The 25,316-nt window shown below is 70.6% G+C and carries 19 protein-coding genes; 12 read left to right on the forward strand and 7 right to left on the reverse strand.

Features of this window, described 5'->3' with window-relative positions; genetic code table 11:
• The first annotated feature begins 60 nt into the window (after nt 1-60).
• From KF837_41095 to KF837_41105, 3 genes are all read left to right on the forward strand, one after another.
• Entirely contained in the window at nt 61-1,620 is a 1,560-nt protein-coding gene (locus KF837_41095; protein ID MBX3233792.1) for a hypothetical protein, read from the forward strand.
• Nucleotides 1,621-2,097: 477 nt separating this feature from the next.
• Nucleotides 2,098-3,201, forward strand: a complete 1,104-nt coding sequence (locus KF837_41100) for a fatty acid desaturase (GenBank protein MBX3233793.1) — start codon at nt 2,098-2,100, stop codon at nt 3,199-3,201.
• Nucleotides 3,198-4,007 carry a MerR family transcriptional regulator gene (locus tag KF837_41105; protein MBX3233794.1) on the forward strand — a complete coding sequence of 270 codons (810 nt, stop codon included), beginning with the start codon at nt 3,198-3,200 and terminating at the stop codon, nt 4,005-4,007. The genes KF837_41100 and KF837_41105 overlap by 4 nt, the downstream gene beginning before the upstream one ends.
• Here the strand turns inward: KF837_41105 and KF837_41110 are convergent.
• Nucleotides 3,970-4,713, reverse strand: a complete 744-nt coding sequence (locus tag KF837_41110; GenBank protein MBX3233795.1) for a hypothetical protein — start codon at nt 4,711-4,713, stop codon at nt 3,970-3,972. The two genes, KF837_41105 and KF837_41110, sit on opposite strands and share 38 nt — an antisense overlap.
• 1,096 nt (nt 4,714-5,809) lie before the next feature.
• Between KF837_41110 and KF837_41115 the strand changes: the two genes are divergently transcribed.
• The 4 genes from KF837_41115 to KF837_41130 are packed head-to-tail and all read left to right on the forward strand — an operon-like array spanning nt 5,810 to nt 10,802.
• Nucleotides 5,810-7,819 (forward strand): DUF1588 domain-containing protein, encoded by a 2,010-nt coding sequence (locus KF837_41115; GenBank protein ID MBX3233796.1) that lies wholly within the window; start codon nt 5,810-5,812, stop codon nt 7,817-7,819.
• 59 nt (nt 7,820-7,878) lie between these two features.
• Nucleotides 7,879-8,376 (forward strand): hypothetical protein, encoded by a 498-nt coding sequence (locus KF837_41120; protein MBX3233797.1) that lies wholly within the window; start codon nt 7,879-7,881, stop codon nt 8,374-8,376.
• The gene (locus tag KF837_41125) at nt 8,373-9,128 is read left to right on the forward strand and encodes a hypothetical protein (protein MBX3233798.1); all 756 of its coding nucleotides are present in this window, start codon (nt 8,373-8,375) and stop codon (nt 9,126-9,128) included. The genes KF837_41120 and KF837_41125 overlap by 4 nt, the downstream gene beginning before the upstream one ends.
• Before the next feature lie 12 nt (nt 9,129-9,140).
• Nucleotides 9,141-10,802 (forward strand): DUF1501 domain-containing protein, encoded by a 1,662-nt coding sequence (locus tag KF837_41130; GenBank protein MBX3233799.1) that lies wholly within the window; start codon nt 9,141-9,143, stop codon nt 10,800-10,802.
• A gap of 1 nt (nt 10,803) precedes the next feature.
• On the opposite strand, the gene KF837_41135 is transcribed toward KF837_41130, so the two are convergent.
• A complete protein-coding gene (locus KF837_41135) occupies nt 10,804-11,964 on the reverse strand; it encodes a YcaQ family DNA glycosylase (protein MBX3233800.1) in 1,161 nt (386 codons plus the stop codon).
• Between the two features lie 184 nt (nt 11,965-12,148).
• Between KF837_41135 and KF837_41140 the strand changes: the two genes are divergently transcribed.
• Nucleotides 12,149-15,079: a PD40 domain-containing protein gene (locus KF837_41140; protein ID MBX3233801.1), complete on the forward strand. Its 2,931-nt coding sequence runs from the start codon at nt 12,149-12,151 to the stop codon at nt 15,077-15,079.
• On the opposite strand, the gene KF837_41145 is transcribed toward KF837_41140, so the two are convergent.
• Nucleotides 15,073-15,423, reverse strand: a complete 351-nt coding sequence (locus tag KF837_41145) for a hypothetical protein (protein ID MBX3233802.1) — start codon at nt 15,421-15,423, stop codon at nt 15,073-15,075. The genes KF837_41140 and KF837_41145 overlap by 7 nt on opposite strands.
• Between KF837_41145 and KF837_41150 the strand changes: the two genes are divergently transcribed.
• The 4 genes from KF837_41150 to KF837_41165 are packed head-to-tail and all read left to right on the forward strand — an operon-like array spanning nt 15,407 to nt 21,533.
• Nucleotides 15,407-16,765 (forward strand): hypothetical protein, encoded by a 1,359-nt coding sequence (locus KF837_41150; GenBank protein MBX3233803.1) that lies wholly within the window; start codon nt 15,407-15,409, stop codon nt 16,763-16,765. The two genes, KF837_41145 and KF837_41150, sit on opposite strands and share 17 nt — an antisense overlap.
• 5 nt (nt 16,766-16,770) lie before the next feature.
• Nucleotides 16,771-18,033, forward strand: coding sequence for a hypothetical protein (locus KF837_41155; protein MBX3233804.1), 1,263 nt, complete (start codon nt 16,771-16,773; stop codon nt 18,031-18,033).
• 6 nt (nt 18,034-18,039) lie between these two features.
• The gene (locus KF837_41160; GenBank protein MBX3233805.1) at nt 18,040-19,368 is read left to right on the forward strand and encodes an HTTM domain-containing protein; all 1,329 of its coding nucleotides are present in this window, start codon (nt 18,040-18,042) and stop codon (nt 19,366-19,368) included.
• 29 nt (nt 19,369-19,397) lie between these two features.
• Nucleotides 19,398-21,533, forward strand: a complete 2,136-nt coding sequence (locus tag KF837_41165; protein MBX3233806.1) for a TonB-dependent receptor — start codon at nt 19,398-19,400, stop codon at nt 21,531-21,533.
• 3 nt (nt 21,534-21,536) lie between these two features.
• Here KF837_41165 and KF837_41170 read toward each other — a convergent pair whose 3' ends face one another.
• From KF837_41170 to KF837_41185, 4 genes are all read right to left on the reverse strand, one after another.
• Nucleotides 21,537-22,082 carry a hypothetical protein gene (locus KF837_41170; protein ID MBX3233807.1) on the reverse strand — a complete coding sequence of 182 codons (546 nt, stop codon included), beginning with the start codon at nt 22,080-22,082 and terminating at the stop codon, nt 21,537-21,539.
• A gap of 139 nt (nt 22,083-22,221) precedes the next feature.
• Complete coding sequence (gene aqpZ / locus KF837_41175; protein MBX3233808.1) at nt 22,222-22,935, reverse strand: aquaporin Z; 714 nt, start codon at nt 22,933-22,935, stop codon at nt 22,222-22,224.
• A gap of 15 nt (nt 22,936-22,950) precedes the next feature.
• Nucleotides 22,951-23,442 carry a hypothetical protein gene (locus tag KF837_41180; protein MBX3233809.1) on the reverse strand — a complete coding sequence of 164 codons (492 nt, stop codon included), beginning with the start codon at nt 23,440-23,442 and terminating at the stop codon, nt 22,951-22,953.
• 351 nt (nt 23,443-23,793) lie between these two features.
• Nucleotides 23,794-25,257, reverse strand: a complete 1,464-nt coding sequence (locus KF837_41185) for a serine/threonine protein kinase (protein MBX3233810.1) — start codon at nt 25,255-25,257, stop codon at nt 23,794-23,796.
• Nucleotides 25,258-25,316 lie beyond the last annotated feature (59 nt).

Genomic DNA, 25,316 nt, shown 5'->3' on the forward strand with positions numbered 1-25,316 from the left:
TTCATCTGCCTCGTCTGTGGAGTGACTGAGGAGTGACTGAGGACGTCCTGTGGGGACGGTGTGAAGAAGCTGGGCGGATGTCGCGACGACGTTGCGCACGGCGAGGCGACGGCGAACGTCGGGCCCCACTTCCGCGAGATCACGCGCGCGTCCACGTGCGGCAAGCCACGTGTCCCCGCGCGCGTCCGTGTGGCGTCGGAGGAGCTCGCGCAGGCGCTGCGGCGCGAGCTCGGCGACGAGACCGAGATCGTGTGCGCGCCGACGCCCGAGCTCGACGAGGTCTTCGCGTCGCTCATCGAGCATCTCGACAACGCGCCCGACGACGACGCCGAGGACGCCACGTACCTCACCGCGGGCCTGACCCCGGACGTGATCGCGCGGCTCTTCCGCGCCGCGGCGACGGTCTATCGCGCGCAGCCCTGGCGGCTCCTGCCGAACGACGACGCGCGGATCGCGGTGACGATCGCGGCGCTCGACGTCCGCGACGCGCGCCTCTCGGTGATCGGTCAGATGGGCGAGAGCCACGGCCTCGTGCTCTTTCCGAGCCAGGCCTCGTACGAGCGCTTCCTCGACGCGACCGACGACGCGTTCGCCGGTGGCGCGCCTCCGCAGCTTCCACCGCACGTGACCCTCAACTTCATCGGCCGCGACGAGCTCGAGAAGGAGCTGCAAGCCGAGATCGTCGCGCACCGATGGAGCATCGCGGGCCCGCGCGCGTATCCGCTCCCTCTCGTCGTCGACGACGACGGGATCGCGCGCCCGCCCGCCGCGCGCGAGGTCGCGGTCCTCGAGGCGCTCTCGCTCGCGGTCAGCAAGCTGCTCGAGATCGAGGCCGTCGGGGTCGCGGACGCGTTCATCGGCGCCGAGTCGATCGTCGAGACGTTCGAGGTCGAGTCGTCGCTCGGACCGGTGAACGTCGAGCTCACGATACCTCCTCCCGGGAGCGGGCTCGAACGCAACCCCTACGCCGTGGAGCTCGACATCCACGCTCACGTCACCGCGATCGAGGACGAAGACGACGAGACCGCCGCCGAGATCGAGGACGTGCTCGTCGAGCGGTTCGCGCGCTCGCCCGAGGCCGAGCCGCTCGACGACGACGCGCCGGTCTGGGTCGCGCGTCTGCTCGATCTGGCGCGGTCGTATCACGGCGTCGCGGTGACCGAGCTGTCGCCGGACGTCTTCGAGGAGATCGTGTTCGAAGATCTGCCGCGGAAGGTGAGCTGCGAGCCGGACGTCGCGCCGGAGGTCGTCGCGACGCTGCGCGCCTTCGTCGCCTACCTGACGCGCGAGCATGGCCTCGCGAAGGTCGCGGGCTGCGCGTCCGTCCTCGGCGACGGCGCGGAGGTCAAGCTTCGCAAGCGCCTCTCCGACCCACGCTACTTCGGGATGACGAAGTCGATCTTCATGGGCGCAAGGGCCGCGGGCGTCGACCTCGCGAACGAGTCCGACGTGACCGCCTTCATGACGGAGATAATGAGCGAAAAGGTCGCTCGGATGGCGTACCCGAGCGCCCCGCTCGGCCTCCCCGACGCGCCCGCCCCACGCCCTTCTCCGGAGTCACGCGCGAAGAAGAAGAAGCGCAAGGCGCAGCGCGCGAGCCGCCGCAAGAGCCGCCACTGAGCCCACACGCGCCGTCCTCGCGGCGCGCCAGGGCCGCGCCACGGCTCGACTTCAGGCGCAACAGCAGTCGCCACGGAGCCGGGCGCGGCCAGCGGCTCCGGACGCGGCGAACGGCGCGGCCGCACAGCGACGGCTCCGGACGCGCGGCCTCACCGCCACCTGCAACCCGGGCGGCGCGGGGCGCGGAACGATCGCGAGGCGACGACTCCAGACGCGGCCACGGTCGCGCGGGACGATCGGCGCGGCGAACGGCTCCGGCCGCGGTCCTCGGCGCGGCGAACGTAGAGCAGCTGCGGAGCCGTCGCACGGCGCGCCTTGCCGTCATCACGATCGCGAGCGGCTGCTGAATCACGAAATCGTCCGGGCAAACATTGACACCATTTACTGTCACAGTTATAACAGTTCCACTTCACGGCAGGACACTTTCCACTGCATGGCAGGCGGGAGAGGTGCGCGTGCCGTCGACGGAGGAAACCAATGATGCAGTTCGAGTCCGAGGCGGCGCGCCTCGAGAGCTTTGGGCGTTCCATCGACGCCATCCGGAAGGACGTGGAGGCGCGCGTCGGCGCGGCGGACCTCGCGCGCGTGCGGTGGCTGCGGCGGCTGTCGCGCGGGCTCGAGATCGCCGGGCGTGGGGCGATTCACTTCTCGTTCGAGCCGATCGGGTTCGGGGCCGGCGTCGTGATGCTCTGGCTCCACAAGCAGCTCGAGGCGACCGAGATCGGGCACACCGCGCTGCACGGCGCGTACGACCGCTTCGGCAGGGACACCGGGTTTCACTCGGCGTCGTTCGGGTGGCGCGTGCCGATCGACGAGGCGTCGTGGCGGCATGGGCACAACGTGCGTCATCACGGGAACACCAACGTCGCGGGCAAGGACCCGGACGTTCACTTCGGACCGATCCGGCTCACGGAGCACACGCCGTGGAACCCGTTCCATCGGTTCCAGGTGCCCTTCGCGCTCCTCGTGCTGTTCCCGACGTTCACGTTCATGATGAACCTCCACTTCACCGGCGTGAACGACGCGTGGGCGAACAACGGACGCGGCGGCATGGACTTCCTCGAGGACCGCTCGCTCCGATCGCGCCTCCACGCGCACGGCCGCGCGCTGCGGAAATACGTGCCGTACTACGCCTACGAGTACGGCCTCTTCCCCGCCCTCGCCGGGCCGTTCTGGTGGAAGGTGCTGCTCGGCAACTGGCTCGCCGAGACGATGCGCGACGTCTACTCGGCGGCGACGATCTTCTGCGGCCACGTCGGACCCGACACCGCCGCCTACCCGGAAGGCGACAAGGCGGCGAGCCGCGGCGCGTGGTACGCGCGGCAAGTCGAGGCGACGAACGACTTCGAGGTCGGCCCCACGTTGAGCGTGCTCTGTGGCGGGCTCGACCGCCAGATCGAGCATCACCTGTTCCCCAAGCTCGCGCCCGAACGGCTCCGCGAGATCGCCCCTGCGGTGCGCCGCGCGTGCGAAGAGCACGGCGTCGCGTACCGCACCGACACGTGGCCCGCGACGTTGAAGAAGGCCTTCGCGCACCTCCGAACGCTCTCGCTCCGCGAAGCGATGGTGGAGATGGCATGAGCGGCGAAGGCGTCGTGCAAGCCGCGCTCGACCTGGCGATGGGTGTGCTACTCCCGGAGCTCGAGATGGGCGACGGAGAGGCAGACCTGACGATCGACGACCTCGCGGCGCGCTCGCAGGTCCCGAGCCGCACGATCCGCTTCTACCAATCGAAGGGCGTGTTGCCGAAGCCCGAGATGAAGGGGCGCGTCGCGTACTACGGGCAGAAGCACGTCGAGCGGCTCGAGCTCATCGCTTCGCTCCAGGATCGCGGGCTCCGCATCGAGGCGATCCGCGAGCTCGTCCTCCGGATCGATCGCGGCGAGGTCGACATCGGCGAGTGGCTCGGGCTCGAGGCGCAGCTGCAGCAGCCATGGGACGACGATCAGCCGCGCACGGTGACGGAGGAGGAGCTCTACGAGCTCTCCGGCCGCAAGCGGGTCGGGCTCCTCAACGACCTCGTTCGCGGGAAGCTCGTCGAGCGACGCGGCAACGTGCTCTTCGTGCCGAGCCCGGCGCTGCTCGCGATCGCGACGCGGCTCGAGGGCGCCGGCCTCGACCTCGACGTCGTCATGAAGGCGCGCACGATCCTCGAGAAGCACATCGGCCGCGCGGCGAAGGAGCTCACCGAGCTCGCGGTCGACCGCGCCGGCGCCGCCGACGAGCTCGATCCCGCGAAGACGGTCGAGCACCTCCGACCGCTCGCGATGGAGGGCGTGCGCGTCCTCTTCGCGCACGCGATGCAGAACGAGCTCCGCGAGATCGCGCGCTCGCCGAAGGTCGCCAAGGTCAGCGCCCGCAGAGCGCGCGCGGATCGTCGGTCATGACGCCGTCGGCGCCCATGCCGAAGAGGCGCTGCGCCTCGGCCGGGTCGTCGATCGTCCAGAAGTCGACGCGGAGCCCGACGATGTGGAACCGATCGATCGCGGCCTGGCTCGCGAACTGAACGCCGTACGCACGCCGCGGCACCTGCGCGGCGTGCCCGCTCGGCCGCATCCACTTGAGCGCCGCGCGCGGCACGAACATCAGCCTCGCGACCTCGTTCGGCGAGAGCCCGGTCTCGCCCGCGTACCCGAGCGCACGCGCACGCGCGAGGTTCCGCCCCGAGAAGCTCGCGATGCGCACGCGCCCCTCCGCCTTCTGCGCGCGGATCGCGCGGAGGAGCGCCGGGATCATGTCCGGCGACGTCTGCTTCGCGTCGACGTTGAAGAGGATCCCCGGAAACGCCTCGAGCGCCTCTTCGAGGAGCGGCATGCGATAGACGACACCCGGCGCGAACACGCCGGCGCGACGCGGCGTGAAGCGCGCGCCCATGTCCCAGCGCCGCACCTCGGACCAGCTCGCGTCGGCGATCGCGCGCGCGACGCCTGCCGCGCGTTCGCCGGTGGCGTCATGCGAGAGCACGACACGACCGTCCCGCGTCATGTGCGCGTCGGTCTCGATCGCATCGGCCCCGAGCGACAACGCGAGCGCAAACGACTCGAGCGTATTCTCCGGCAACTCGAAGCTCGCGCCACGATGCGCGTAGATCATCGACGCATCCTAATCGACCCCCGCGGCGAGGGAGGACGCGGTGTGGCCAGGACGCGCGACCGCAGGCGGGACGCCACGAGCGACGCGCGGGCACGGACGAGCGACCCGCGGCGGGAGGTGCGAGCGATGCGCGGGCGGGCGGGACGCGCGAGCGGACGAGCGACCGACGCGCGGCGGGACGCGCGAGCGATGCGCGAACGACGCGCGAGCAGAACGCGCGAACAACGCGTGGGCGGGACACGCGACCGACGGCCGGGACGCGCGAACGACGCGCCAGCGGGACGCGCGAGCGATGCGCGAACAAACGCGCGGGCGGGACGCGCGAGCGATGTGCGGGCGGGACGCGCGGGCGGGACGCGCGAGCGATGTGCGGGCGGGATGCGCAACCGACGCGCCAGCGGGACGCGCAACCGACGCGCGGGCACGGGCGAGCGACCGACGCGCGGGAGGATGGGATGCGCGGGAGGATGGGACACGCAAACCCAGCGGGACGCGCGAGCGACGTGACGCGGGATGCGCAACCGACGCGCCGGCGGGACGCGAGCGATGCGGGCAGGACGCGCGACCGACCGACGCGCGGACACGAGCGACCGACGCGCGGGCGCGCGACCGACGCGCGAACCCAGCGGGACGCGAGCCGACGCGCGAGCGCGCGACCGACGCGCGAGCGCGCGACCGACGCGCGAGCGCGCGACCGACGCGCGAGCGCGCGACCGACGAGCGCGGCCTGCGCAACGGGACGAGCGGCCAACGCGCGGGATGCGCGAGCGGGACGCGCGGCCGACGCGCGGCAGGACGCTCGAGCGATGTGCGGGACGAGCGGCCGCGCCGGCGGCGGGACGCGCGAGCGATGCGCGGCCGGCCGAAGGAGCTGCGTCGCTCCGGCGCGGGCCGATCCGCGACGGCGCGGATCGACTGCAAGCTGCCCTAGGGCGTGGAGGCGGTGTGCCGCGCACGCGGCGCAGCACTAATAGTAATGTAATATCATGCAAATAGAAGCACTCGCCGCGGCGCGAGAGCGGCGGTGCGCCTTAATTCGGACGGCGAATGGTGGTTGAGACTCGACTCCCCCACATTCACGGAGCAGGGAGGTGCCGTGCATACACTGCGCACCTTATCTCTTATCACCTTTACACTGGGGCTCGCGGCGGCTTGTGCGACTGGGGCGGATGAGGCGGGGGCGGATGCGTCCGAGCTCTCGGCTGTCCATCAGGCGCAGATCGCGACGCGGGTCTACCGGAAGCTCGTCGGGCGTGATCCGACCGCGGCCGAGATCCGCGCGCTCCGCGAGGCGACCCTCGACGAGATGGTCGACCACGTGCTCGCGTCGGAGGACTACGCGCGGAATGGGTTCTTCTCGTTCCAGCGTGACCGGCTCCTCCTCCATCGCGACGGGGACGACAACTGGCGGAGACGATCGCTCGGCGACTACTGCGCGCTGAAGCTCGATCTCGAAGACGTCGCGCGCGCCGACCAGGACGGCGCCGGCTACTACGAGATCCTCCGCTACCGCGATCGCTGGCTCTCGATCACCGACGCGAGCCTCGGGATCCCTGTCGCGTGCCTCGCCGAGAAGGTCGGCCCCCTCAAGAAGGCGATGAACCTCCCCGGCGGAGCCGCGACCGCGACGCCGACCGCGCAGACCTGCGCGAGCCGGCTCAACTCGCGCGCCGCCTTCAAGACCGCGCTCGGCGCGCTCCCGACGAGCGCGAACGAGCAGCCGATGCTGACCACCGCGCCCGCCCGCACGCTCCTCGCCGACCTCCTGAAAGAGCGAGCCTTCAAGCCCGCGAGCGGCGCCGGCCCCGCCGTGGAGCTCGCGGACGACGCGTCGGGCCGCCCCGCGCTCCGCGTCCCGAACGGCGTCGCGAACGATCGCTGCGACACGCTCGATGCGCTCGCGCCGAGCGGAGCCGCGAGCCCCACGACCCCCGCGACCCCCACGATCCCCGTCGGCACCGCCGCGCTCGCGTTCCTCAAGGTCCGCGTTCCCGAGGTGACCGAGGGCGTCCACGGCAGCATGTACTGGCTGTCGCGCCACGGCTCGACGCAGAAGAACCGCGATCTCCACCGCGCGCGGATGGTGTTCTTCTCGTATCTCTGCACCGAGATCAGCCCCGCGATGGCGGCCGTCGGCGGCGGCGAGCCCGTCCACATCCCCGAGCTCGTGCCGTACTTCGATCCGGCCGACGAGCACGTGAACTCGTCCGCCAACTGTTACAACTGCCACACTCAGGTCCAGCCGATCGCGAACTACTTCGGCGAGCTCACGAAGGGCACCGACTACACCGCGACCGCGACCCCGACCTTCTTCAGCAACTACCACCGCGGCGACGGCTTCCGCCGGCCCGGCGGCCTCTGGAAGGGCGACGCGTTCCACCCCGACGGCGCAGGCGCGTTCGGGATGGGCGGCCTCGCCGACCTCCTCTCGAACCTCCCCGCCGCCCACGAGTGCATCGCGCGGAACGCGTGGGGATCGCTCGTCGGCTCCGGCTATCCGCTGACCGACCGCGAACGCAGCGCCGCCGTCGCCGCCTTCAAGGGCGACGGCACGTTCCGCTTCTCGAGCCTCCTCCGCCACCTCGCCGTCGAGAGCCCGCGCGGGAAGGCCTTCTTCGAGGGCGGCGAGAACGCGCTCGCGCAGGTGCAACCGCCGGCGTCCCCCGACTGCCGCGACGTCGCGTCGGTGCCCGACGACGCCGCCGACGCGCACAAGACGCTCCTCGTCGGCTCGTGCGCCGGATGCCACAGCGGCTCCGGGAGCCGCGCCTTCTTCGACCGCGTGATCGAGGGCGGCGTCTCGACCTCGGTCTTCAACCCGGAGCGACAGGTCGGGCCCGACCTCCGCTACAAGCACCTCGCCGAGTTCTACGACAACGCTTACTGCAAAGTCTGGTCGGACCAGATGCCGATCGGCGGATGGAGCTCGCCGGACGCGACCCCCGCCGACGCGATGAAGAAGAAGGCGCTCTGCTTCCTCGGCGGCAAGCGCAACGAGGCCGCGCGCGCGAGCGACGACCCGCAGATCCGCGCCCTCGACGCGCGACCTTGCGCCGGTCAGGACGGCCCGCCGAACCGCGACCCCCACCCTATTCAGCCCGATTGACGATGAGACTCCACTTCCTTCTCTGCCTTCCACTGACACTGACACTGACACTACTGAGCGTGGCCTGCGCCGAGCGGCCTGCCGGCGAGCCGACCGGCTCCGCCGCGAGCGAGCTCGCCGGCGACAGCCCGCGGAGCGCGCGGCGCGTGCGGCTCGAGCGGCTCGCGTCGGTCGACGCGCTCGCGCGCCTCTATCTCGGACACGGCCTGAAACGTGACGAGCTCCTCGCGCTCGACGCGACGAGCGAAGAAGGCGTGATCGCCGCCCTGAAGGCGCGGCCCGACTTCCGCCAGCAATACGCGACGCGGCTCGGGACCTTCGGCGCGACGGAGGGCAAGGGCGCGAGCTCCAACGTCGTCGACCCGCGCGCTCCGATCGCGGACGTGTTTGGCGAGCCCAAAGACGCCGAGCGCTTCGCCCGGTGGCTCGTCTGGACGCTCGCCCCCGCCGCCGCCGACGACGTGCTCGCGAAGCACGACGCGGTGCTCGGACAGATGACCTACGACGAGCTCCTCGACGCCGTCCGGGCCGGCGCGGCCGCGCGGAGGGGATCATGAAGCGCGTCCTCGGAGCGCTCGCGATCGCGGTCGTCGTGGCGTGCGGCGCCGCCCCCGAAGGCGACGCGAGCGACACCTCCGGCATGACGACGGGCCCCGCCGCGATCCACCCCGGCTGGTTCAAGACGCCGGAGGCGATCGTCGAGACGATGACCCGGACGTGGGAGCTCACGCTCACCGCCGACGAAGAGAGCCGCTACGTCGGCGGCCTCCGCGCGAGCCTCGGCGGCGTCAGCGTCGCGCAGCAAGGCTCTCCGATCGATCGACCGCACGAGCTCTTCGCGCTCGCGCTCCAGTCGCTCGCCACGTTCACCGCCGAGAAGCTGGTAGCCAAGCAGATCGCGAAGACGGCGGCGGGCGAGCCGTACGTCTTCGACGGCCTCGGCCTCTCGGGCGAAGACGACGGCTGCTACGCCGACGACTCGCAGGACTGGTGCGACGCCGCCGACGGGATCTTCGTCGGCGAGCTGACCGCGCGCGGGTTCGACCCGACCGCGCCGTCGCGGAGCGACCGGAAGCGCCTGATGCACAAGATGCAGAGCATCGGCGAGTTCTTCCTGATGGCGATCGACGACCGGACGACGATGCCCGACGGCGACCGGCACGCGCCGGCGTTCCTCGTCGACGAGGTCCTGCTCCCGAAGCTGCGCGAGGCGCCGCTCTCGGTCGAGCAGGAGAAACAAGCGTGGCAGGAGGTCATCACGACGATCCTCCTCGGCGGCTACTACTTCGACCTTCCGGCGACGGAATAGCGGGAGCGAGACATGAGCCTCAGCCGTAGAGACCTCCTTCGTGCAGCCACCGCCGGCGGGATCGGCGTCCTCGGGTCGAGCTTCCTCCGCTTCGAGGACATCGCCCGCGCCGAGACGACCTCCGATCACTTCTTCCTCTTCATCGAGCTCCGCGGCGGCGTCGCCTGGAACCTCGCGACCGGCGCGCGCGACCTCGCGACGCTCCCGCTCGACGATCCGAAGGTCGTCCAGAAGATCGAGCTCAAGGCCGACGCGACGACCGCGCCGTTCACGACCGAGCAGCGGAACGCGCTCCTGAACGCCCCCGGCGCGCGCTCGCTCCACGGCAACTTCATCGTGCTGCCGTACATCGGCTCGCTCGAGGAGTCGTACCGGAAGGGCACGACGCGCCTCGGCTGCCCCTGGCGCCTCGGCCTCTCCGGTCACGCGCTCGAGGAGCACGTGAACGATATCGCCGTCGTCCACGGTGTCCGCAACATCCACAATTTCCACGGCGGCGCGAACGACGAGATCTGGTCCGGGATCTTCAACGACCGCGCCGACCAGAAGAAGAAGCACGTCGCCGCCACCCTCGCGCAGAGGCTCACCGCCGAGCGCGGGGGGCTCCTCCTCGACAACATCGTCTTCGAGGGCGCGACGTTCCCGGGCAAGACCGCGAGCGACTTCGCGACGCCGATGAAGATCGACGTCCGGTCGCTCGGGCTCCTCGCGGTCGCGCAGTCGACCGGGACGGTCGCGCCCGAGCAGCGGTTCGCCCGCGCGCGCCAGCTCGCGGAGGCGCTCGGCGATCAGACGACGCTCGGCCCCCAGCACAAGGACGCCTTCCTCGGCTACCTCTCCGCGCTCGAGAAGGGCCCCGCCGTCCAGAAGAAGCTCGCCCAGATCGCGGATCGGATCGCGACCGGCGAGGCATCGTACGACCTCGATCTCCAGGTCGACACCGCGATCACGCTGTTCGAGTCGCGCCTCACCCGCGTCGCGACGCTCTGCCTCGGCACGCCGAACGGCATGAACCAGATCGACGGCAACGGCCTCTTCGACGGCCACTACGGCTTCTTCCACAAGGCGCCGGCCACGGCCACCTCACGCACGCGCACGTACGGCCACTACCTCAACGTGCGGAGCGCGATGGCGTCGATCTCGCGCCTGATCAAGCTCCTCAAGTCGACGATGGTGAACGGCAAGTCGCTCTTCGAGCAGACGACCGTCGTCGTCGCGAGCGAGTTCTCGCGCCCGTCGAACTTCGTCGGCAACGAGGACGGCGGCGGCTACCTCGGCGTCGGCCACTACCACTTCAACAACGACTACATCCTCTTCGGGAAGGGCATCAAAGGCGGCGCGTGGATCGGCGAGAACGATCCCGTCACGCAGTACTCCTACCTGACGAAGATGACGAGCCTCGACCAGCCGGATCCGACCCGGCTCGAGCAGCGCGCGCCGTCGTTCTTCACCCTCAACCCGGCGACGAACATCCGGAACGTCCCGTCCGACGCCAGGATCGAGGGCCTCGCCTGCGAGTCCCAGATCCAGTTCGTCGGCGGCGCGGAGCGTCCGATCATGCCGAAGGACATCCTCCGCACGCTCTACACCGTGGCCGGCCAAGAGAGCTTCCGCGAGAGCTACGACGGCAACTGGTTCTCGGACGCGCGCACGATCCGGCCGATCCTGGCCTGACTCAACGCAGGGCCGCGGCGAGCGTCCCTCGCCGCGCGACGACGACGTCCTCGAGGCCCAACCAGTCGGCCATTCGACGGAGCTCGGCGCGAACCGGCTCCGCGACCGCGCCCGCGCGTCTTCCCTCCTCGAGCCACGCGCTCTGGACGCGCAGCACGCGCGCGGCGCGGTCCGCCTTCAAGTCGACGCGCGCGACGAGCTCGTCTCCGAGCAGCACCGGCAGCACGTAGTACCCGTGCGTGCGCGCGGCCGCGGGCGTGTAGATCCCGATCCGGTAGTGGAAGTCGAAGAGCCGCAGCGCGCGCGGCCGATGCCACACGAGCGGATCGAACGGCGCGAGCAGCGCGCATCCCTCGAAGCGCCGGGCGCGCGCGTCGCGATGCCTCCACGCGGGCCGGTCCCAGCCCTCGACCGCCACCGGCTCGAGCTCGCCCTCCTCCACCAGCTCCGCGACGCGAGGGCGCGTCTCCTTCCGCGAGAGGCGAAACCAGTCCGCGAGGTCGTCCTCCGTCGCCACGCCGAGCGCGCGCGCCGCGATGCGCACGAGCTCCCGGTGCGCGTCGGCCTCGCGCGGCGTCGGCGCCGCGTGCACCTCCGCCGGCAAGACGCGCTCCGGCAGATCGTAGACGCGCTCGAACCCGGCGCGCCGCGTCGCGACGCAGAGCCGACCTTGCCAGAAGAGCGCCTCGACCGCGTGCTTGGCCTCGCTCCACACCCACCAGCCGCCCTTCGACGCCTCCGCCGACGACAGCTCCGACGCCGCGAGCGGCCCGCGGTCCCGGATCTCGCGCAGCACCCGCGCGAGGTAGCGGCGCTTCTCTCGCGCGAACCGCGCGACGTGTCCCCACGTGCCGACCCCTTCACGCGCCCGCGCCATCCGCCAGCGAAAGAGCGGCTGCGACCCGACCGGCAGCAGCGACGCCATGTGGCCCCAGTACTCGAACAGCCGATGCGTCCGCCACGCCGCCGCGTCGAGCACCCCGCGGTCATACGCACCGACCCGTGCAAAAACCGGCAGGTAATGCGCCCGCGCGAGCACGTTCACCGAATCGATCTGAACGACCCCCAACCGCTCCACGACCGCAACCCCCCTCCGCCGCCCCCCAAACCCCTGCCCTGCCACCGCAACCCGCCGCGCCTCACCAACCCTCATCCCCACCATCCTCCCACGAATCCACGCAGCGGTTCCCAAGGGGCCCCAGAAGCGGGCGCGAAGCGCCCGGCGTCTTCGCCGGGCCGTGTCTGGGGTAGGGGTGTCGGGGGCAAAGCCCCCGACGTTGGGTGCTATAGTCGCGCCCGCGATGCGGCGAGGCGGCCTGTGCTGGAGGGTCCTCGCATGCGCCATCTTGCTCCTGCTCGCCCTCGTCGAGCCCGCGCGCGCCGCGTTCGATCCGACGCTGCGCTGGCACACGATCGAGACGCCCCACTTCCGCGTCACGTACTTCGACGGGCTCGAGCAGGTCGCGCAGCACGTCGCGAGCACGATGGAGAGCATCTACGGCGAGATGGTCATCGCCATGGGGTACGAGCCGCAGAAGGACAAGACCGAGGTCCTCGTCATCGATCCGACCGAGTCCGCGAACGGCTCCGCGTCCGCGCTGCCCTTCAACGCGATGCGCCTCTACGTGACGTCGCCGGAGGACCTCTCGCCGCTCGGCGACGTCGACGACTGGTACCTCGAGCTCCTCGCGCACGAGTACACGCACGTCCTCCACACCGACAACATCCGCGGGATCCCGACGCTCGTGAACGCGGTGCTCGGCAAGACGCTCGCGCCGAACCAGATCCAGCCGCGATGGATCCTCGAGGGCTACGGCGTCTACCACGAGAGCCGGCGCACGAGCGGCGGACGCCTCCGCAACTCGATGTGGGACATGTGGCTTCGAGCGGACATGCTCGAAGGCAACATCGCCACGCTCGACCAGATGTCGAACGTCGTCCGCCGCTGGCCGCAAGGGAACCTGTTCTACCTCTACGGCTCGTACTTCATCGACTGGATCGCGCAGACGTACGGCGAAGAGGCGCTCCGGCGCGTCGCCCACGACTACGGCGGGCAGCTCATTCCGTGGGGCATCCACCGCTCCATCCGGCGCGCGACGGGGAAGACCTACGAGGAGCTCTACCCGCTCTGGATCGCGGCGATGAAGGATCGCTACGGCGCGCAGGCCGACGCGGTGAAGAAGAAGGGGATCCGCGAAGGCACGCGCCTCACGCACCACGGTCAGCTCGCGCGCTACCCGCGCTGGATCCCGAAGGGCGCGTGGCCCGAGCACCAGGGCGGCCTCCTCTACTGGAGGGACGACGCTCACCAGCGCGTCGGCCTCTACGCGCTCGACCTCCGCCGCGACGGCGCCGGCAACGTCGTCACGGTGAACGAAAAAGGCAGCGAGCTCGTCGCGCGCACCGCGTCGGCCGAGTCGGTCGCGACCTTCACGCCCGAGGGCGGCGTCATCTTCGGATCGGCGCAGGTCGACCGCATCGCGTTCGTCTACAACGAGCTCGAGTACCTCGCCCCTGGCGCGAAGAGCCCGTTCGGCACGCCCGACGGCGAGCGATCGGTGCTCACGCAGCCGCGCGATCGCGCGACCGATCCGAGCGTCTCGCCCGACGGCCGCCACATCGTGTTCGTCAAGAACAACGCCGGCACGCGATCGGTCCACATCGCCGACATCGACGTGAACGCCGTCATCACCAACGAGCGCCCGCTCGTCGCGGCCGCGTTCACCGAGCAGGCGTTCACGCCGCGCTGGTCGCCCGACGGCAAACACGTCGCGTACAGCCGCTGGCGCCCGGGCGGCTACCGCGACGTCCGCTACGTCGACGTCGCGAGCGGCGCCGTGCGCGAGGTCACGTCGGACCGCGCGGTCGACGGCAACCCGTCGTTCTCCGCCGACGGGCGCTGGCTGTTCTTCCACTCGGACCGCACCGGCATCAACAACGTCTACGCCTACGAGCTCGCCTCCGGCCGCCTGCGCCAGGTCACCAACGTCGTGAACGGCGCCTACTGCCCGGAGCCCTCGCCCGACGGCAAGACGCTCGCGTACGTCGGGTACACGTCGAAGGGCTTCGACGTCTACGCGATGCGCATCGACGAAGACGCCTGGACCGAGGCGCCCGCGTACGTCGACGACCACCCGCCGATGCCGAAGATCGAGCACAAGAAGTGGCCCTCGCGCCCGTACAGCCCGTGGCGCACGCTGATGCCGCGACGCTACGGCCTCCAGATCACCGAGGGCGCGTTCGGCCGCGCCGTGATCGTCGACGCGACCGCGACCGACATCACCGGCCGCCACACGGTCTCCGCGACGATGACGAGCGAATTCGAGCAGCCCACCCTCCAGGGCTCGCTCGGGTACACGTACGGCGGGATGTACCTCGACTACACCGGGAGCGCGTTCCGCTCGATCGCGCCGCGCGGCGGCTACGCGCTCGGCAGCTACCGGCCCACCGTGATCCAGGAGACGATGGGCGTCGCGAACACGCTCACGTACTACCAGCCGAGCTCCTACGACACGCGCACGTACGTGGTGACCCACTCGCTCGGACGCACCGGCGCCCAGCTCCCGATGCCGATCGAGCGCCTCGATCCGTACGAGACGCCGGCGTTCCCCACCCGCGGGGTCACGAGCACGCTCCACCTCGCCTACTCGTACAGCAACGCGGAGGGCTTCCTCTGGAGCATCGGCGCCGAGCGCGGCTACGCCTACTCGATCGCGTTCGACCTCACCGATCCGCTCATCGGCGCGCAAACATCGGGTTTCGCGACGAACGCGGATTTCACGATGTACCTGCCGATGCCCTGGATCCGGCATCACACCCTCGCGCTCCACGCCGGCGCCGGCACGAGCGGCGGCGCGTTCCCCGGTCGCGGCGCCTTCTTCATCGGCAGCTTCGTCGATCTCCCCGTCGTCGACACGATCCGGAACGTCCTCATCCAGGGCGGCGTCACGCTGCGCGGATATCCGAGCGTCGTCCAGGCCGGCCGCAGCTACGCGCTCACGAACGCGGAGTACCGCTTCCCGATCGTGAACCTCGATCGCGGACCGTCCACGCTCCCGATCTTCCTCAACCGCATCAACGGCGCGGCGTTCATCGACTACGGCAGCGCGTTCGACGACTTCCCGCTCGCGCGCTTCAAGACCGGCGTCGGCGCCGAGGCGTGGTTCGATTTCACGCTCGGCTACGTCGCCTCGTTCACCTTCCGCGCCGGCTACGCGCGCGGGCTCGCGAGCGGCGGCATCGACAAGATGTACTTCGTCGCCGCCGTTCCCTACTGAAAAACAGCTGCAAATGGCTGCAGCGGAGCCGGCTTGTTGAAATTGATTTTCAACAACCTGAAAAACGCGGTAAGGGAGCGGCCAAGGAGATTCTTAGAGATGCAGAACCGCGTTGTGCTTGGGGGTTTCGTTCTTGCGTTGGTCGGTGCGGCGCTCGCCGTGGCGTGCGGTGACGACGACGACGTCGGCTCGTCGACCTCTTCGACTTCGTCGAGCACGAGCAGCAGCACGTCGAGCACCTCGAGCACCTCGAGCACGTCCAGCTCGACCTCGAGCTCGTCGAGCACGGGCGGCCCCGACGACGCGGCCGACGGCACGCCGGTGCTCGTGCCGCGCTCGACCACGCGCCTCCTCAACGCGATCAACCCGTACGGCCTCACCTACGCCGAGGACGGCCAGCTCTACGCCTCGGGCGCGACGGTCGACGGCACGCGCAGGCTCGCGGTCTGGCGCTTGACCGCCGACGGCGCGCGCGATCCCAACTGGGGCACCAACGGCGTGGTCTCGCTCGAGGTCCCCGGCGTCAACAACATCGCGTCGTTCGACATCGCGGAGGTCACGGCGAACAACTTCGTCGTGCAGGCGGTCGGCGGCGGCAAGGTGTGGCTCGTCAAGTTCACCGTGAGCGGCAACACCGGCACGTTCGGTACGCCGCGCGAGGTGAAGTTCGGCTGGTCCGACGGCGACACCGGCTGGCCCGCGGGCAGCTCGCCCACGTACCAGGGCTGGGGCGTCGGCATCGACAAGAGCGACGCGGCCGCGCCGAAGGTCGTCGTCTTCGCGTCGGGCGCGCCGGCGAAGGCGACGCCGCCGGAGCCGCAGCGCACCGACGCCGATCGCTGGATCGCGCGCGTGCTCTGGCCGGCGACGGGCGACGACTTCGCGGTCGATCCCTCGTTCAACGGCAACGGCGCCGCGTACACCGTCGACGGCGACGGCAAGAACATCAACGACAACGCGCGCCGCGGCTTCGTCGCCGCGGACGGCACGATCTACTCGTCGGGCTACACGAACATCGGCGGCAACAAGGTCATCATCATCAAGCTGAAGCCGGACGGCACGCCGGACCCGGCCTTCAACTTCGGCACCACCGACGGCACCGCCGCGGGCTCGACGACGCCGCTCGCGCGCCCGGGCCAGGTCCGCGTCATGCCGTTCACCGGCAACGGCGCCGGCGCCGAGGCGTACAACGTCGTGCTCCAGCAGTCCGGCCGCTTCATCACGACCGGCTACGGCACGTCGAACTTCGACGGGCCGACGTCCCAGCCCGACCTCGTCTCGGTCGGCTTCAAGGCCGACGGCCTCGACGCGACGTACGGCCGCGCGGGCGGGTTCGCGGTCCAGAGCGAGCAGGACAAGGGCGCCGGCGTCGGCCCCACCGGCTTCGAGGACCGCGGTCGCGACCTCGTGCTGCTGCCCGACGAGCGCGTCGTGCACGCGGGCGCGTACGACGGCCAGGCCGCGATCTTCGTCACCTCGAAGGACGGCGTGCTCGACACCACGTCTGGCGAGAAGGGCGTCGTCTCGTACGCGTGGCTCGGCAACTTCTTCGGCATCGCCCGCTCGGCCGACGGCAAGAAGATCGCCGCCTCCGGCGTCTCGCTCGTGCAGACGAACGACGCCGGCGCGCTCGACGCGGGCCAGGGCAGCGACTCCATCATCGTGACGCTCGACGTCGCGCGCTGATCGCCATGCAGCTCCGCGAGAAGCTCGCAGGCGCGGGGGTCGGGCTGGCGATCGTCATCGCCGCGATCGCGGCGTGCCGTTCGACGGACGATCCCCTCGAAGGCACGCCGCAGGGCAACACCAGCACGAGCAGCTCGTCGACGTCCGGCAACGCCTCGAGCGGCGGCGCCGACGCGGCGGGCCTGCCGAGCGGCGACATCGAGTGCGGAGCTGCGCCGACGGGAGGAGCGTTCTCGAAGCAGGCGCTCCTCGGCGCGGCCGCCGACTGCGCGGCCTGGCACTCCTGCCAGCTCGTCAACGCGGCCTCCGCGCTGCGGAAGGCCGTGCACGAGAACGGCGATCGCCAGGCGGCGTGGAAGGTCGCGATGGACTCCGCCTCGCGGCTCGAAGGCTTCCGCTTCGGACCGTGGGCGAGCAAAGGCGTCGACCCGTACCACGGGCGCGGACTCCGCAGCTTCGTCCACGCGTGGCCCGACATCAACCGCTGCGAGGTCGAGAAGCAGGTCGCGCTCCGCGACTACGAGAAGGGCTGGAACCTCACCTTCCCGAGCGGCCGCGGCCTCTTCGGGCTCGAGGTCCTCTTCTTCTACGAGGGCGCGGACACGGCCTGTCTCCCCAACTCGGCGACGGGGCAGAAGTGGGCCGCCTCCTCTCCCGCCGAGCTCACGGCCGGGAAAGAGGCGTACGCGAAGGCGCTCGCCGACAACATCCTCGCCGTCGCGGTCGAGGCGCGAAACGTCTACCTCCCGGTCGCCGAGGGCGGCGAGGGCTTCAAGGAGAAGCTCCTCGCGGCCCAGGGCTACGGCTCGGAGCAGGAGGCGCTCAACGTCGTCGGCTGGTCGCTCTTCTATCCCGAAGGGGAGATCAAGGACGACAAGCTCGCGGCCCTCGCCGGGATCACCGGCGCGACGGCGGCGAACCGCGAGACGCCGTTCGCGAAGGTCGACATCGAGAACATCCGCACGAACCTCCGCGCGTTCCGCTCGCTCTTCCAGGGCTGCGGCGAAGGCGGCGCGGGCCTCGGCTTCGACGACTGGCTGACCGAGGCCGGACACCAGCAGCTCGCGAACGACATGCTCACGGCGCTCGCGAAGGCCGAGGCCGCGGCGGCGGCGTTCCCGCCGTTCGATCAGGCGTCGCAGGCGCAGTTCAAGACGTTCTACGACGAGGTCAAGCCGCTCTCCGATCTCATCAAGGGATCGATGTTCGGCTCCGGCAGCCCGCTCAACTTGAAGCTCCCGGCGAGCGCGGCGAGCGACACGGACTGAGCGAACGTGAAGATCGCGAAGCGCCTCCTCGAGCCGATCGACGCCGCCTGGTTGGCCGCGTTCCGCGTGCTCTACGGGCTGGCGCTCGCGATCTCGATGGAGCGCTTCCTCGCGCACGGGTGGGTCGAGGAGCTCCTCGTCCGCCCGCGCTTCAAGTTCCACTACGCCGGGTTCGCGTGGGTGCCGGTCCTGCCGAGCGGCCCGATGCACGCGCTCTTCTGGATCTTGATGGGGCTCGCGCTCGCCGTCGCGGCGGGCGCGGCGTTCCGCGTGACGGCGCCGCTCTTCGCCGCCGGCCTCACGTACATCCAGCTCGTCGACGTCTCGACGTACCTGAACCACTACTACCTCGCGGCGCTGCTCGCGTGGCTCCTCGCCGCGTCGCCGGCGAACCGGATGTGGTCGGTGGACGCGTGGCTGCGGAAGCGCGCGCGCGAGGACGTCGCGCGCGCGTGGCTCTGGGTGTTCCGCGTCCAGATCGGGCTCGTCTACGTCTACGCCGGGCTCGCGAAGCTGCAGCCCGACTGGCTGCTCCACGGCCAGCCGCTCCGGATCTGGCTCGGCGCGCGCACCGACCTCCCGATCCTCGGGCGCATCTTCGCGTGGGGCGGCGTGCCGCTCATGATGAGCTGGGCCGGCTTCCTCTTCGACCTCACGATCGTCGGCTGGCTCTCGTGGCGCCGCACGCGACCGTACGCGTACGCGGTGCTCCTCACGTTCCACACGCTGACGCGGCTCCTCTTCGACATCGGGATGTTCCCGATCATCATGAGCATCGCCGCGCTCGTGTTCTTCAGTCCCTCGTGGCCCCGTCGCTTCGTCCGGCGCCCTGCGTCGCCGCCGATCTCGATCGCTCCGGCGCGCTGGCATCGCTACGCGCTCGCGTTCGGCGCGCTCTACTGCGCGGCGCAGCTCCTCCTCCCGCTGCGATCTCGGCTCTACGGCGGCGACGTTTTGTGGCATGAGCAGGGCATGCGCTTCTCGTGGCGCGTCATGGTTCGAGCAAAGGGCGGCGCGGTGACGTTCCTCGTGAAAGACAAGACGACGGGCGCGATCACGCACGTCTCGCCGCGGCGCTACCTCGCGCCGTTCCAGGAGAACGAGATGGTGGGGCAGCCCGACCTCGTCCTCCAGCTCGCGCACGCGATCCGCGACGATCACGGCGGCGACGTCGAGGTCTACGCCGACGCGATCGCCTCGCTCGACGGACGCCGCGCGCAGCGCTTCATCGATCCGAACGTCGACCTCGCGCGCGTCGACGACACCCTCGCGCCGGCAGCGTGGATCTTGCCGGCGCCCACCGATCCGCCGCCTCATACGCGCCCCGTGCTGTGAAACGTCGCACCGCTCTCCTCGTGGTGGGGATCACGTTCGCGAGCAGCGTCGCGCGCGCGGACGACGACGAGGTCGTCGTCGCCGGCACGCGGGTCTCGCACACCGCCGGCTCGGTGCAGGTCGTCGACAAGCAGAAGCTCGAGCGCTTCGAGTACGACGATCCCGGCGCGATCCTGCAGCAGGTCCCGGGCGTGTACTGGCGCGGCGAGGACGGCATCGGCCTCCGCCCGAACCTCTCCATCCGCGGCGGCAACCCGGACCGGAGCAAGAAGCTCACGCTGATGGAGGACGGCATCCTCTTCGGCCCCGCGCCCTACTCCGCGCCGGCGGCGTATTACTTCCCGCTCGTCACGCGCATGACGCAGGTCCGCGTCATCAAGGGCCCCGCCGCGATCTCGTACGGTCCGCAGACGGTGGGCGGCGCGATCGACTTCGTCTCGCGACCGATCCCGATCGACGGGAGGCTAGAGGGCGCGGTCGACCTCGCCGCGGGCGAATACGGCTATGGCAAGCTCCACGCGTACGGCGGGTGGGGCGACGAGAAGATGGGCGTCCTCGTCGAGGGCGTGCGCCTCGAGAACGACGGCTTCACGAAGCTCCCGAGCGGCGCGGACACGGGCTCGACGCGCAACGACTGGATGGTGAAGGCGGGCTACACGCTCGACCCGCACGCGAAGACGAAGCACCGCTTCCAGCTGAAGCTCTCGTACGGCGACGAGGTCTCGAACGAGACGTACCTCGGTCAGAGCGACGCCGACTTCCGCTCCGACCCGTACCGCCGCTACCCCGCGAGCGCGCTCGATCAGATGCGGAACCACCGCACCGGCGTGGTGGTGAGCCACGTCATCGACGGGCCGGAGTCGCAGTACAAGCTCGAGACGAAGGTCTACCGCTTCGACTACGCGCGCACGTGGCGAAAGCTGAACCGCCTCGGCAACGCGGGGGCGGCGGAGGTGCTGCAGAACCCGAACGATCCGTCCTACGCCGGCTACTACGGCGTCATCACGGGCCGGACCGACTCGAGCACCGCCGCGAACACGCTGTGGGTCGGCCCGAACGATCGCCGCTTCGTGAGCCAGGGCGTCCAGACCGTCCTCTCCACGACGACGCGCACGGGGCCGATCGATCACCGCCTCGAGGCCGGCGTTCGCCTCCACTACGACGAGATCAAGCGGCTCCACAGCGAGACCGCGTACCTGATGCAGGGCGGCGAGCTCGTGAACGCGAACGAGCCCACGCTCACGGTCGCGAACAACCGCGCGAGCACCTACGCGCTCGCGACGCACCTCACCGACGCGATGTCGTGGCGCGGCCTCACCGTCACGCCCGGCGCGCGCGTGGAGGTCATCGCGTCGAAGGTCGAGGAGCGCGGCGCGACGCGCGGGACCGACACGGGCATGACCGCGGTCGTGCTGCCGGGGGTGGGGGCGTACTACGAGATCACGCGCGAGCTCGGCGTCCTCGGCGGCGTGCATCGCGGCTTCAGCCCGCCGCCGCCGGGGAGCGGCAACGACGTGAGGCCGGAGTACAGCGTGGCGTACGAGGCGGGCGCGCGGTACACGCGCGGCGCGGCGCGCTTCGAGGTCATCGGGTTCGTGAACGACTACTCGAACCTCACCGACGTGTGCACGCTCGCGAGCGGCTGCGTCGCGGCCAACCTCGATCGCCAGTTCGACGCGGGCAAGGCGGTCGTCCGCGGCCTCGAGGTCTACGGCACGTACGAGCCGCGCCTCCGGCGCTACGATCTCCGCTTCCCTGTCACCGCCGCGTACACGCTGACGGAGGGCTGGTTCCAGAACTCGTTCACGTCGCAAGACCCGATCTACGGCAACGTCCGCGAGAACGACGACATCCCGTACATCCCGCTCCACCAGCTCAACGTGACGGGGGCGGTCGAGCACCGCCGCGCCGGCGCGAACGTCGCGGTGACGTACGTGTCGCCGATGCGCGAGGTCGCGGGCCGCGGAGCGGTCGAGAGCGCGCTCCACACCGACGAGCAGCTCTGGGCCGACGTCGGCGCCTACGTCGCGCCCCTCCGCTGGCTCCGCATCTACGCGAACTGGCGCAACATCTTCGGCGGCGAGTTCATCGTCGGCCACCGCCCCTACGGCGCCCGCCCCAACGCCCCCCGCTGGCTCCAGGTCGGCATGAAGGCGACGTTCTGATCCTCAGAGATCGACGAGGACGTCGCCGCCGGACGCGGGGAGGGTCAGTGTGCGGTCGGTGCAGCGGAGGCCTTCGGGCTTTTCGTTCATGTTGCGCAGCGGTGGAATCTCGTCGAAGGAGCAGACCTTCACGGCGTACGAGCCGGGAGCCAGGTTCGTGCCGCGCCAGCAGTCGCCCTCGCGAGTGACGCTGATCGGCTGCCAGTGGATTGGTTTTTCGGCGCCGGGGTCGATCTGCACCGAGTAGAAGGCGGGATCGTTGTGGTTCCACTTGGGGCCGTCGCACCAGTGGTGGCCATACCCGTTGAGCTGCAGCGGCGGGGTGCCGATCTCGAAGTCGATCGGCGTTTGCTGCATGTCGAGCGCGACCCAGCGCGGCGCGTCCGACGCGTTGCGAAGGACGAGCGTCGTCCTCGCATGCGCGGCGCTCGCCTCGTCTCTCTCACTCTTCGAGGGCGCGGGCGCCGGCGTGCTGACCGGCTCGGTCTCGCCGCCACACGCCGCGAGCGCGAGCGCGAGCGCGACGAGCGCGACGTGGAAGGGACGCATGCGCGGCGCGTCAGCGCGTTCCGTGCCACGCACGTTCGCCGCGAGATCGCGGCGGCTCGCAAAGCGCACCGCGACAGCGCGGACAGAGCTGGCACAGCGCGGCACGGCTCTGGGGGTGGCGATCCCCAGCTCCCCAGCTCTATTCGGGCGAACGTGCCGCGCCGTCGTTGCTGAGCGCGGGGTAGACGATGCCTGCGAGGGCCGCGCCGACGAGCGGCGCCACCCAGAACAGCCAGAGCTGCTCGATCGCGAAGCCGCCGCAGAAGACGGCGGGTCCGGTGCTGCGCGCCGGGTTGACGGAGAGGTTCGTGACCGGGATGCCGATGAGGTGGATGAGCGTGAGGCACAGGCCGATCGCGATCGGCGCGAAGCCCTTCGGCGCGCGCGCGTCCGTGGCCCCGAGGATCACGAAGAGGAAGAAGAACGTGAGGACGACCTCGGCCAGGAAGCACGCGCCGAGCGCGTAGCCGCCAGGAGAGTGATCGCCGAACCCGTTCGACGCGAAGCCCTGATGGACGTCGAACCCCGCCTTGCCGCTCGCGATCGCGTAGAGAGCGCCGGCGCCGAGGACGCCGCCGATGACCTGCGCGACGACGTACGGGAACGCCTCGCGCGCCGGGAAGCGCTTCCCGACGACGAGCCCGAGGGTCACCGCCGGGTTCAAGTGACAGCCGGAGACGTGCCCGATCGCGTAGGCCATCGTGAGCACCGTGAGCCCGAACGCGAGCGACACGCCGAGCAACCCGATGCCGACGTTCGGGAACGCCGCCGCGAGGACCGCGCTGCCGCAGCCACCAAACACCAACCAGAACGTCCCGAAGACCTCTGCACCTGCGCGCTTCATGATCGACATACGACGACTCCTCGCTCAGAACGCAAAACCGGATTGAAACTGAAAGCCGATGCTCGGCCGCATCGCGGTCCCGGCGTCCCGTAGGAACATCGGGACGTCGCCCTCGACGTAGTAGGTGACCTTGTCGCCGAGCTTGGCGACCGGCAGCACGACGATGGGCACGAGGCCGATGTTCGTCGGCGCGCCCACGATCGTCGCGACGCGAAGGCCCGCGGAGACGGGACCGGCGTTGTAGACCACGCCCGGATCGACGACCCAACGCGTGGCCGCAGGCGTCGCCTTCAGCTCGTTCAGCGCGATGAACTCGAAGTCCACCGACCAGCGCTCGTCGAGCTTGACCGTGAGGCCCGGCGTGAGACCGATCGTGACGAAGTCCGCGCCGATCGCCGTGACGGGGTCCGCGATCGTCACGATCGGCACCGCGAACCCGAGGTGCCCGCCAACGCGCGGGAACGCGCCCGCGCTCACGGCGGGCGCGGACGCCGGCGCCGAAGCGGGTGCCGGCACCGAAGCGGGTGCCGGCGCCGAGGTGTTCCCGCTCTCTTGTGCGAACGCAGGCGCTCCCCAAAGCGCGGCGCCGATCGTGACGAGCCCCAAGGAAGCTCTGCGAAGCGAATGACGCGTCATCGTAAGTTACCTCTGCGCGACGTCGAGCACGGCTCGTGCCTTGTCGCTCTCGCGCGGATTTCGAGGAAATTCGTGTATTTCGTCCCGCGTCATCGCGCCCCTGTAGCGCCGATGCAGCAATCTCCGTCGCGCCGGCGCTGCAGCAGGCGCGCTGTCCACCCCCGGTACCCAAAGCGACCGCGCGAAGCGCGCTGCGCATCGCTCTCCAACCGCGTGAAGGTCAGGCGCGGGTCAGAAGACCTGCGAGCGATCGACCGACTTCGCGGGCGGAGGCGTCGGCGACGGTTGCGGCGGCTCGGCGGTCTCGATCGGCGGCGGCTCGGCGACGACGGACGGCGCGCCGACGACCGGCGGCTCCAGCGGCGGGGGCTCGACCGGCGGCTCCGACGGCTCCGATGGCGGGGCGGCGACCGGCTCCGGCGGCGGGATGAGGTCGGAGCCGCGATCGAGCGTGACGGCGGGGGCCTCGAGCTTGCTGCCGGCGGCGAGGCCGGCGGGGGCGACGTCGTCGCGGCCGAAGCGACCATAAGCGACGGTGAACGCGCCGCCGAGCGCGAGGAGGACGACGGCGGCGATGATCGCTTGGCGGTTGCTCCCACGCGGAACGCCCGCGGCGACGATCGCGCTCTCTTCCTTCGGTGGAGCAGGAGCGGAAGGCGGCGGAGCGGAAGGCGCCGACTGCGAGGGCGGTGGGAGCGAGAACGTGACCGCGGGGCGGTTGCCGGCGGCGCGATCGAGCGCGGTCGCGAAGGACTCCGCGGTCTGGAACCGATCGCCGATGTTCTTCGCGAAGGCCTTGTCGAAGAGCTCCGCGATCGCGGGCGGGAGGTCCTTGCGATGCTCGGTGATCGCGAATGGTTGCACGCGCGTGAGGCGCTTGAAGAGCTCCTCCGCGTTCGCGCCGTCGAACGGGAACTGCGCGGTGAGCAGGTGATACGTGATGACGCCGAGCGCCCAGACGTCGGCGCGGTGATCGAGCAGTTTGCCGCGCGCCTGCTCCGGGCTCATGTACGCGGGCGTCCCGAGGAGGAAGCCGCGCAGCGTCGCGTGCTTCGCCTCGCGCGCGGTGACGCCGCGAGGGAGACTCGGCGCGGCGCCGGCGCTTCGCGCGTCGTCCTTCAGCTTCGCGATCCCGAAGTCGAGGATCTTGATGAGCGGGTTGCCCTCCTCGTCGAGCGTGAGGAACACGTTGCCGGGCTTGAGGTCGCGATGGACGATCCCCTCCGCGTGCGCGACCGCGAGCGCGCGCGCGACCTGCTGCACGACGGGGACGACCTTCGCGAGCGGGAGCAAGCCCGAGCGCGCGAGGCGCGTGTCGAGCGGCTCGCCGCTGAGGAGCTCCATGACGAGGTACGCCATGTCGCCGTCGTCGCCGTGATCGGTGACCGACACGATGTGCCGCGTCTTGCGCGAGAGCATGCGCGCGACGCGCGCCTCGAGGAGGAAGCGCGAGTCCGCGGTGGAGCCGTCCTCGTGCTGGATGTCGCGGAGGACGAGCTTGATCGCGACCTCCTCTTCGAGCGACAGATGGCGCGCGGCCCAGACCTCGCCCATCGCGCCGACGCCGATCTTGCGGAGCAGCTCGTATTTGTCTCCCGCGATGCGGCGGCCCGCCACGAGGTCGGGAGGCACCGAGGAGGAGCGTACCGGCGCCTTCGCTGCGTCCTCTTTGAAGAAGCCGCTCTCGGTGAGCATTCATGGAAAAGTATACCGATCGGCATCACCGCGCCACGGGCGGCGTGACGCACTGCGCC

This window comes from Labilithrix sp. (assembly GCA_019637155.1).
Lineage (GTDB): Bacteria > Myxococcota_A > Polyangia > Polyangiales > Polyangiaceae > Labilithrix.